This is a genomic window from Actinomadura sp. NPDC048032 (assembly GCF_040653175.1).
In the GTDB taxonomy this organism is placed as follows: Bacteria; Actinomycetota; Actinomycetes; order Streptosporangiales; family Streptosporangiaceae; genus Spirillospora; species Spirillospora verrucosospora.
In genome coordinates this window covers 1-8374 of sequence record NZ_JBEZJP010000371.1, presented here as the reverse complement: position 1 = coordinate 8374, position 8374 = coordinate 1, and the positions used below count along the sequence as shown (strand labels likewise).

General features: G+C 68.9%; 9 protein-coding genes and 1 pseudogene. 5 read left to right on the top strand and 5 right to left on the bottom strand.

The window, feature by feature from the left end:
* The 3 genes and pseudogenes from AB0C69_RS33155 to AB0C69_RS33145 all read left to right on the top strand — a co-directional run.
* Positions 1-264 (top strand): annotated as a pseudogene (locus AB0C69_RS33155) (hypothetical protein); the annotation flags it as partial.
* Positions 265-977: 713 nt separating this feature from the next.
* A complete protein-coding gene (locus AB0C69_RS33150; RefSeq protein WP_345173841.1) occupies positions 978-1544 on the top strand; it encodes a peroxidase-related enzyme in 567 nt (188 codons plus the stop codon).
* Between the two features lie 247 nt (positions 1545-1791).
* Positions 1792-2814: an LLM class flavin-dependent oxidoreductase gene (locus AB0C69_RS33145; RefSeq protein ID WP_360358863.1), complete on the top strand. Its 1023-nt coding sequence runs from the start codon at positions 1792-1794 to the stop codon at positions 2812-2814.
* 167 nt (positions 2815-2981) lie between these two features.
* Here AB0C69_RS33145 and AB0C69_RS33140 read toward each other — a convergent pair whose 3' ends face one another.
* Positions 2982-3353, bottom strand: a complete 372-nt coding sequence (locus tag AB0C69_RS33140; protein ID WP_360358862.1) for a DUF6086 family protein — start codon at positions 3351-3353, stop codon at positions 2982-2984.
* A gap of 269 nt (positions 3354-3622) precedes the next feature.
* On the opposite strand from AB0C69_RS33140, the gene AB0C69_RS33135 reads away from it, so the two are divergent.
* Positions 3623-4030 (top strand): nuclear transport factor 2 family protein, encoded by a 408-nt coding sequence (locus AB0C69_RS33135; protein WP_345173847.1) that lies wholly within the window; start codon positions 3623-3625, stop codon positions 4028-4030.
* A gap of 506 nt (positions 4031-4536) precedes the next feature.
* Positions 4537-5823 (top strand): cation:proton antiporter, encoded by a 1287-nt coding sequence (locus AB0C69_RS33130; RefSeq protein ID WP_360358861.1) that lies wholly within the window; start codon positions 4537-4539, stop codon positions 5821-5823.
* Between the two features lie 104 nt (positions 5824-5927).
* Here the strand turns inward: AB0C69_RS33130 and AB0C69_RS33125 are convergent, their stop codons facing one another.
* From AB0C69_RS33125 to AB0C69_RS33110, 4 genes are read right to left on the bottom strand one after another with little or no spacing between them, the layout of a single operon-like run.
* On the bottom strand, positions 5928-6455 hold the full coding sequence (locus tag AB0C69_RS33125; protein ID WP_345173854.1) for a hypothetical protein: 528 nt from the start codon (positions 6453-6455) through the stop codon (positions 5928-5930).
* Positions 6452-6898 carry a hypothetical protein gene (locus AB0C69_RS33120; protein WP_345173857.1) on the bottom strand — a complete coding sequence of 149 codons (447 nt, stop codon included), beginning with the start codon at positions 6896-6898 and terminating at the stop codon, positions 6452-6454. Before AB0C69_RS33120 ends, AB0C69_RS33125 begins: the two co-directional genes overlap by 4 nt.
* Before the next feature lie 40 nt (positions 6899-6938).
* Positions 6939-7718: a hypothetical protein gene (locus tag AB0C69_RS33115; protein ID WP_345173859.1), complete on the bottom strand. Its 780-nt coding sequence runs from the start codon at positions 7716-7718 to the stop codon at positions 6939-6941.
* 28 nt (positions 7719-7746) lie between these two features.
* Entirely contained in the window at positions 7747-8181 is a 435-nt protein-coding gene (locus AB0C69_RS33110; RefSeq protein WP_345173862.1) for a hypothetical protein, read from the bottom strand.
* Between the last annotated feature and the right edge of the window lie 193 nt (positions 8182-8374).

The window sequence follows — 8374 nt, the reverse complement described above, 5'->3', positions numbered from 1 at the left end:
GTCAGGCGACCCGGTTGCTCCTGGAACGGGCACGAATTCGGCGGCAGCCACGCGCAGCGCGACGCGGTGCAGAAGACCCTGCTGGAGGCCGCCCTCCGTTCCGGCCGCCTCGATCTGGCCCGCGTCCTGGTCAGCGAGCGGATCAGCATACGACCCGCCAGCCCGTTCAACTGGCTCAAGCACGCCGACGTCGCCGAAGCCCTCGGCGACGCGGCCACGGCGTCCACCGCCCGATCGCACGCGGCGAAGCTGCGCCGGCCCTGAGCTCCCGGCCGACGCGGGCCTCCCCCGCCACCGGCTCGGACCCACGATCAGCCCCCAAGTCGTCCCCGAGGTGCTCGCAGACGTACTCGCGCAGGTCGCAACTGGCCCCCAAGGGCCGACGGCCCTGCCAGAAAACACACCAAACCAACTTGGTGCAATAAACGAGACGGTCGAGCGAATTTCGGTTAGATCAGTTCCCTAATATCGCGGCGTCCGCACCATTGGGGACTCGTTGACGTCGGAGGAAACCGCCCTCCAACGCCGACACCGCCGAGGTCATCGGCCTCATCGGGGATCTCATTCGGTCGCTGATCGAACATAGGGGCATCTTCAGGACCTGGAGGTCACCGAACACTGGGAAGTATCGTCGCAGCTTGAAGCCCTGGACGGCGTATACAGCACCTGAAGCACCACACGACGAGCGGCAGGCCGAAAAGGGGCCAGGTAAGCACGAGCACCTCGCGGCCGGGCGCCAGCACGCCGAGCCTTGCAGCACCCTCGGAGAGACAGGGGTGACCGCGCAATGAGTGACGGTGAACAGGCCCCGCATGGGCGGCGAGGGGGACCCGTCTGCCTCATGCGCCCCGCGAAAGCCGAATGCCAGCATGGCCGGATTTGACACCTATTGCCCCCTGCCCTGGGCCCGCCCGATGCGAGACACTTCCTTGTGCACGGAGAGCGAATCCCTGACGTGAACAACGTTTGGAGAACCGATGCCGCATATCGCCCTGGGGAACGACGCGTCCGGAATCATCTCGCTGTTCGCCTACCGGCCCGAGACCGCTCGCCCGATGAGCGAGCTGGCCGAGGTGCTGCTGCGCGGCCCGAGCTCGCTGAGCCGCGGCGAGCGGGAACTGATCGCCTCCTACGTCTCGGCCCTGAACGAGTGCGAGTTCTGCACCACCTCGCACGCGGCGTTCGCCGCCGCCCAGCTCCCCGAGGGCATCGCGCTGGTCGACCAGGTGCGGGCCGACCTCGAGAGCGCACCCGTGTCGGCGAAGCTGAAGGCCCTGCTGAGGGTGGCCGGCGCGGTCCAGCGGAGCGGGCGCGCCGTGCGGCCCGAGGACGTGGCCGCCGCCCGCGCCGAGGGCGCGACCGACGTCGAGGTGCACGACACGGTGCTGATCGCCGCCGCGTTCTGCATGTTCAACCGGTACGTGGACGGCCTGGGCACGACCCTGCCCGACGACCCCGCGGAGTACGCGGCGTCCGCCGACGCGATCGTCAACGGCGGATACCTGGCCATACTCGGCCGCCGAGAGGCACACGCCGAGACGTGAAGTCCGCATTCGCCCCGCGGAAGTAGCCGCCCGCGACCTCCCGCTCCGGGTCACCCCTCCTGGGTAGACGGGCACCGGGGTTCACCGGCTTTGGCCTGATCATGGACGACCTGCCGGGCCTGCGGGCCGATACCCGGTGATCGCAGAGGGCTCCCGCTGGTCTTGGTATGTGACGGTCGAGGGCCGTGGGTCGGCCGTGGTGTCAGCGTGCTGGAATCTCGCGGGCGCTGAGCTGGTTGTTATAGGTGTGAAGAAGATCGGTTTTCTTTCGTTCGGTCACTGGAGTGACGGCGCGGGCTCGCGGACCCGGTCGGCGGCGGACGCACTGCTGCAGTCGATCGATCTCGCGGTGGCCGCGGAGGAACTCGGCGCGGACGGCGCCTACTTCCGGGTGCACCACTTCGCCAGGCAACTGTCCTCTCCCTTCCCGCTGCTGTCCGCGATCGGTGCGAAGACCTCGCGCATCGAGATCGGCACCGGCGTGATCGACATGCGCTACGAGAACCCGATGTACTTCGCCGAGGACGCCGGCGCGGCCGACCTGATCTCCGGTGGACGGCTGCAGCTCGGCATCAGCCGGGGATCACCGGAACAGGTCATCGACGGGTGGCGGTACTTCGGATACGAGCCGCCCGAGGGCGACACCGATGCCGACATGGCACGCAAGCACACCGAAGTCCTGCTCACGGTGCTGCGGGGCAGAGGGTTCGCCGAGCCGAACCCGCGGCCGATGTTCCCCAATCCGCCCGGGCTGCTGCGCATCGAGCCGCATTCCGAGGGGCTGCGCGACCGCATCTGGTGGGGCTCGGGCTCCAACGCCACCAGCGTGTGGGCGGCCCAGCTGGGCATGAACCTGCAGAGCTCCACGCTCAAGGACGACGAGACCGGCGAGCCGCTGCACGTCCAGCAGCGCAAGCAGATCGAGGCCTACCGGCAGGCGTGGAAGGAAGCCGGACACCAGCGCGAGCCGCGCGTGTCGGTCAGCCGCAGCATCTTCGCGCTGACCACCGATCTGGACCGCGCCTACTTCGGCCGGAACGCCGACTCGGGCGACCACATCGGGATGATCGACGAGAACACCAGGGCCATCTTCGGACGCTCGTACGCGGCCGAACCGGACGTCCTGGTCAAGCAACTCGCCGACGACGAGGCCATCCAGGCCGCGGACACGCTCCTGCTCACGGTCCCCAACCAGCTCGGTGTGGACTACAACGCCCACGTCCTTGAGAGCATCCTGACCCACGTGGCGCCCGAACTCGGCTGGCGCTGAGAGCACAGCAAGCCGCGTCCGTCTCGACCTGGAACCGCGCTCGGTCGACGTCCTCAATGAGCAAAAGCCCAAATCCTGCGGCTCGCCGACGCTGCGAGCCGCAGGATCTCCTGGCTGCACGCGCAGGGCCCCTATGGGATTCGTCAAGGGTTGGGTCGGCGGGTGGCTCAGGTGACCATCGCGCGGTCGTGGTGCCGGCTGAGCTCTTTCAGCGACGCGATGTCCGGGTTGTCTGAGGATTGCAGCGCTGGTAGATGACCTCCGCCGCGGGTGACCAGGACGATGGCGGTCGCGGTGAATCCCTGCATCAGGGATCGGAGGATCACGTGGTTGGAGCGTGTGTAGCGGTCGATGAGGGTGTCGACGAACGCGCTGAAGACGTCGATGTCGATCTCGCATTCGTCCGCGTCCATCGGGCCGAGTCCTGTGGGGAGGTCGGTGAGCGCGGCGAACGACTCTGCTGCTCGCAGGAAGACCTGGGCGACTCCTGTTGCGGGATTCCAGAGGACCCGTTCGCCGATCTGGAAGAACTGGCTCATCGTCCTCCTTGCCGCCGTCATCGCAGCAGCGTGATCAGGTGTCAGTGATCACCGATCCTAGGGTGCGAGGAAGGGCCTGTCGGGCGCCGGATCCAGCGGGTCATGCGGCTTGGGCTGCGGGTCTGCGGTCGGGCCGGTAGGGCTGTTCGGGTGCCAGGCCGGCGTAGGCGGCCAGATGGCCTGGGGCGGGAAACGCGCGTAACGGGAAACCCTACGGGGGTGCGGTACAGTCCAGCGTAAGCGTATTGCCTACTCTTACAAGGGGCATCATGGGCATCAGCACCGAGCGCGACCTCGTCGACTTCCTCGTCACCTACACCCGGGACATGGCCCTGTCGGAGGAGGAACCCGGCGCGATCCTCGACCGCTACTTCGTGCCGGACTTCGAGTACTGCAACGAGGGCCTGGTGATCGACCGGCAGCGGATGATCGACCACGTCCGGCCCGTCCGCAAGAACGTCGACAGGGCGGCCATGGCAGCCGACGAACACACCGGGGTGGAGATCCACCAGGCGCTGGTCCGCGGTGACCAGATAAGCGCACGCTGGACCCTCCGCACCAGAATGCGCAAGGGCAAGACCTTCACCGCAGAGGTCTACATGTTCGGCCGGCTGGCGCCCGACGGCCGGATCCAGCGGATCGATCAGATCAACAGGCCACTCGACGATCAGCGGTAATCCATCCGCTCACGAGTACGGCCGTGACGCCGAGGCGCTCGCATCCTGACCACCACCGACAGCCCCGCCGCGTCCGATGCGCCAACGTTCGATCAAGGCTGGCATCTCGCGTAACAGGAACCCGTGAAGTCACGTAGCTCCTGCAGTCGGCGAGCCGCGAGTCGTTGCCGTCCCCGTGGCGCTGAAGAACGGCGTCCAGTTCGCTGGCACCGCGGTCCTGGGCGCGGCCCACGGCCGTCCTCGTCATCGCCGGAGCCTGGCGGTTCAACCACCGGACCCTCGCCCCGCGAAAGGCCGGGCGCGTCAGGTCTCGGTCCCTCGGTCCTCGGCGCTCTTCCCAGCAGCCTTGGCGCACCTCGTCGGCTCGACGTAGTCGACGGCGCGGGTGCCAGGGTGCTCGCCTGGAGGTCGTGTGGAAAGCGCGCTTGGATTCGCGTTAGGGTCGTGGCCGGTGAGCCGGGAAGTCTGGTCGGCAATGCGTCCGCCATTCCCGAGAGAGCCCCGGTATGCCCAACCTTCTGCTCGCCTTCTCCGCCTTGCTGCTGCTGGCGGTCCTGGTGTCCAGCCTCGCGCACCGCACTGTGCTGTCGACGGCGGCGCTGTTCCTGGTCGGAGGGTTCCTCCTCGGTGACGGCGTCACCGGGGTGATCACGCTGCGGCCCGGCGACACGCTGGTGTCCGAGCTGGCGGAGCTGGCGCTGTTCGCGGTCCTGTTCACCGACGGCATGCACGCGGGCTGGCAGGACCTGCGCAGCGCCTGGCGGCTGCCCGGACGCGCGCTGGGCTGGGGCCTGCCGCTGACCCTGCTGGTCACCGCCGTGCTCGCGCACTACGTCGTCGGCCTGGGATGGGTGCAGTCACTGCTGATCGCGGCCGTCCTCACCCCGACCGACCCCGTGTTCGCCGCCGCGCTCGTCGGCAACGACAAGGTCCCGCCTCGGCTGCGGCACCTGCTCAACGTCGAGTCGGGCGTCAACGACGGGCTCGTCCTGCCGTTCGTGGTGCTGTTCCTGGCGATCGCCCAGGGCGAGGAGAACCTGCACCTGGGCGAACTCGGCGCCGAGCTGGCCGGCGGTCTGGCCATCGGCGTGGCGATCCCCTGGGCGGCGATCATGCTGGTGCGCACCCGGTGGTTCGCGATCTCGCCCAAGTACGAGCCGCTGAACGCCGTCGCGATCGGGCTGCTGGTGCTCGCGACCGCGCAGGCCACGCACGGCAACCTCTTCCTGGCGGCCTTCGCCGCCGGGGTCACCGTCGCGACCGTCGGGCACCGGCACCGGGAGGCGTTCGAGCAGTTCGGCGAGCTGATCGCCGAACTCCTCAAGCTCGCCGCGCTGCTGGTGTTCGGTGCGCTGCTGTCCCCCGCGTTCCTCGGCGACGTCGGCTGGACGGGCTGGGCCTTCGCCGTGCTGGCGCTGGTGGTCGCCCGGCCGGTGGCGATCTGGGTGTCGTTCCTGCGCTCCGGGCTGACCGCGCGGGAGCAGGCGGCGGTGATGTGGTTCGGCCCGAAGGGGTTCGCCTCGGTCGTCTACGGGCTGCTGGTCCTGGAGTCCGGCATCCCGGCGGGTGAGAAGATCTTCCACCTGGTCGGCGTCACCATCACCCTGTCGATCCTGGCGCACTCCTCCACCGACATCGTCGTCGCCCGCGGCTTCGACGACGAACGCGAAGTACCGGCCTGGTTCGAGCGCACCCGCACCCGGATCAGGCGTCCGGGAGTCTCCGGCAAGGCGCCGGACGAACCCTCGCCCCCGTCGAGATCGGAAGATCGTTCCGAGGATCGTCCGCAATGACCGCGAGGCTGCCCGTCCGCTCCGGGGCGGGCCGAGGTCTGAGCCCCGGCCGCGCGGGCCCGGTCCTCCTTGACCGGGTCCGCACGGCGCCGGGATCGCCCCCGTCACACCTTGAGGACTCGGATCGACGGGTGGTTCCTGGTGTTCAGGTAGAGCTTCTCCTTCGTGCCGTCCTGCTCCAGTTCGAGGACCAGGCGGTAGCGGTACAGCCCCGGCCGGGCGGTGCTGAGAACGGCCCCCGCCCAGTAGTAGTAGATCGGTGTGTAGGGCGAGCGCATCAGGTCCGGCATCCCGTAGATCTTCAGCTCGGTCATGACGCGGCGTTCGGCGACGTCCTCCTCATCGCCCCGCTCGGTGTCCAGGAACACCAAGTTGTTGATCTTCGGCATCGGCGGCCATGTGCCGTCGGGCCGTTTGTGCATCTCGATCGGGCGGATGATCCAGTTGATCACCTGCCCCTGCTTGCAGATCGTCTCGAGGTGGTCGGTGCCCTGCCCGACCCCGCCGACGCTGTTGTCCATCATGTAGAGCGCGTCGTCGAGGGAGCCGGTCCGGGCGGCGCGCTCCATGTTCACCAGGGTGACGACGTTGAGCTGGACGGAGTTGAGCTGACCGCGGGCCTCGGTGGTCATCGGTGCCCCCTTCCGGTGGCACTCTGGCCGACCAGGGCCGGCGTCGATATGGCGTACGGCTCCGTGACGGTGCCGAGCCGGAACTTCAGCCGGTACGAGACGGGCTCGGCGACATGCCGCTTCACCGTCGCGGTCCAGTAGGTGATGTCGGTGTTGGGGTAGACCTTCCGCTCGGGCGCGCAGAACTTCTCGTCGATCACGATGCCGTCGAGGGCGGCGTAGGTCTCGCACTCCAGGACGACGACGTTCCAGATGATCCGGTCGCCGGAGCGCACCCGGGTGCGCAGGTCCACCGTGCCGAAGCCGGTCGACCCCTCGGCCTTGTTGGTGTCGTACAGGTACAGGTTCCCCTCCAGGGTTCCGGAGGCGAGGGCCGCGACCGGGTCGATCACCGCCGTGATCGACACGGGCCGGGACTCGGGTGGTCTGGCCTTGCTGGGCATCGGCTTCTCCGTTCGGTGCGGGTCTCGGGGGGATGCGGGCTCAGGGCATCGGCAGCGCGCCGAGGCCCGCCCCGGTGAAGGCGTTGCGCTTGGGATCGCTGATGACCTTGATGGCGGAGTCGCAGGTGAAGTCGACCGGCTCCCAGGACGGCTCGTCGTTGCGCCAGACCAGCTCGTGCAACTGGATGTGCATCGTGTAGCGGTAGGTGCCGGGACGGGCCGTGTCGACCGAGGCCGCCCAGTACCAGCCGTCCGACACCATGTCCGGCGAGCCGTACTGGGCGGGATACATGACCTTCTCGTCCACGGCCTGGCCGGTGATGTCGGTGATCACGGGGTTGGGGTGGTTGTAGGCCTGCCCCTCGCCGGTGACGACGTTCCCGGTGACGTCCAGGACCTTGCCGACGGCCGGGGCGCGGCCCCCGCGCGGCCTGCGGGCGCGGGCGCCCACCCGGCGACGCAGGCCCTCCAGTTCGGCGGCCGTGTCGACGGACGGGTCCCCGGCCCGGTCGGCGACACCCGCGATCTCCTCCAGCGCCTCCTGGTCGGTGGCCTGCGCCCGGTCGGCGTGGTAGCTGCGGGGGACGGTCGGAGGGATGGAGCCGAGACTGGCGGGCAGCCAGTTCAGCACCTGCTCGGTGGCCTGCGACCCGTCCGCCCAGTACGTGCCGGGGCAGATGGTCACCAGGTCCGGGGTGCCCTGTCCGGTCGAGCCGAGGAAGGCCATGTTGTCGAAGAGGTAGACGTTGCCGGTGAGCGTTCCGGCCTGGAGCGCGTTGGCGATGTCGACGAGGACGATGATCCCTTGCTGCTGCGCCATGGATGCGCCTTTCGGGTCGCTGGTGGGGTCACGCGCACATCAGCGCGGGCGAGTCGAGATGCAGGACGCTGTGGCGGCCCTCGTGCATCTGCACTTCCAGCCGGTAGTGGTAGGGGACGCCGCGGGTGAGGTGGGCCGGGACGACGCCCTCCCACACCTTCAGGTCGAGGTTCTCGTGGCCGCCGGACGGCGCCTCCCAGACCGGTGCCCGCTCCGGGGCGGCTCCGCCGGGGGGCAGGAAGGTGATGGCGGAGATCTCGGCGGTCGTCTGGACGTCGATCGCGATCGCGGTCCACTGGACGACCTGCCCGGGCACGACGATCGTGCACAGGTCGACGGTGCCCTGGCCGTGGCTTTCGAAGTCTCCGTCGTCCACCAGGGAGAGGTTGCCGTTGTGCAGCGTCCCGTCCGAGAGGGCTCCGACGGCGTCCACGAGCACGACGATGTTGACGTGGGGTTTCACTGGCACTCCTGTTCTGGTCGGTCGCCGTCCCTCAGCCCCGGTCGCGGACGAGGGGAACCTTGCCGACGGCCGTCCGTTCGATCTCGGGCGAGGACCGGGGCACGAACGCGAGCTGGAAGCGGTAGCCGGTCCGCTCGACCGCCTCCGGGGTGGCCTCCCGGTCGTTGAACAGCGACAGGGAGCGGAGAAGCGC

What these genes read in the sequence shown, in the direction of transcription:
- AB0C69_RS33150 (WP_345173841.1), top strand. Translation starts at nt 978, where the DNA reads ATGCCGCATATCGCCCTGGGGAACGACGCGTCCGGAATCATCTCGCTG.
- AB0C69_RS33140 (WP_360358862.1), bottom strand. Translation starts at nt 3,353, where the DNA reads ATGAGCCAGTTCTTCCAGATCGGCGAACGGGTCCTCTGGAATCCCGCA.
- AB0C69_RS33135 (WP_345173847.1), top strand. Translation starts at nt 3,623, where the DNA reads ATGGGCATCAGCACCGAGCGCGACCTCGTCGACTTCCTCGTCACCTAC.
- AB0C69_RS33130 (WP_360358861.1), top strand. Translation starts at nt 4,537, where the DNA reads ATGCCCAACCTTCTGCTCGCCTTCTCCGCCTTGCTGCTGCTGGCGGTC.
- AB0C69_RS33125 (WP_345173854.1), bottom strand. Translation starts at nt 6,455, where the DNA reads ATGACCACCGAGGCCCGCGGTCAGCTCAACTCCGTCCAGCTCAACGTC.
- AB0C69_RS33120 (WP_345173857.1), bottom strand. Translation starts at nt 6,898, where the DNA reads ATGCCCAGCAAGGCCAGACCACCCGAGTCCCGGCCCGTGTCGATCACG.
- AB0C69_RS33115 (WP_345173859.1), bottom strand. Translation starts at nt 7,718, where the DNA reads ATGGCGCAGCAGCAAGGGATCATCGTCCTCGTCGACATCGCCAACGCG.